Raw genomic sequence first — 506 nt, 5'->3', positions numbered from 1 at the left:
CTCCGGATGAGATAGGTCGAACGTAATAAAGGAGCGCTCCTGATTACTTCTTTGTGAATTGCCGATTGCCAAGACGCAACTAGTGGGTATTTTTGAATTAACTAAAATGGGAGCGTTATTAATGAAGACTTCTCCCTCTGCCCTGGTTATAATGAAATCTAAGCCGTTATACTGGACGTCGACAACTCCAACTCTATCTACCGAAAGTGTTATTTTTTTCCGATCTTTGTTTAAGTAGGTTGGATTTCCTTTGTGTGTTATTAGCGCTTGATGTCTGTTTTCTAATATGTGCTTCTCAAGTGTCTCTTTGATTGACCATATTGGGGGGCGGTCTTCTGGTAGTGCTACTAACGAACTCTGAAGCAGGCTTGCAATTTCATTTGCTATTGGCAGGGAGGTAAAAAGATTATTAGGTACTGGCTTGCCATAAGCATAGAGTACTTCTGAAGGTAAGGTGCCATTTGCTAAAAATAGTGCGGTAACGCCGAATGCATAAACATCAATAG

1 protein-coding gene is annotated in these 506 nt (G+C 40.9%); it reads right to left on the bottom strand.

Features of this window, described 5'->3' with window-relative positions:
* Positions 1 to 506: hypothetical protein (locus tag EEB15_RS33265; RefSeq protein ID WP_199236710.1), on the bottom strand; the 506-nt coding region annotated here is incomplete at both ends.

It is taken from the genome of Ramlibacter sp. WS9 (assembly GCF_003797765.1).
Lineage (GTDB): Bacteria > Pseudomonadota > Gammaproteobacteria > Burkholderiales > Burkholderiaceae_C > Ramlibacter.
This window is presented reverse-complemented; position numbering and strand designations above follow the sequence as displayed.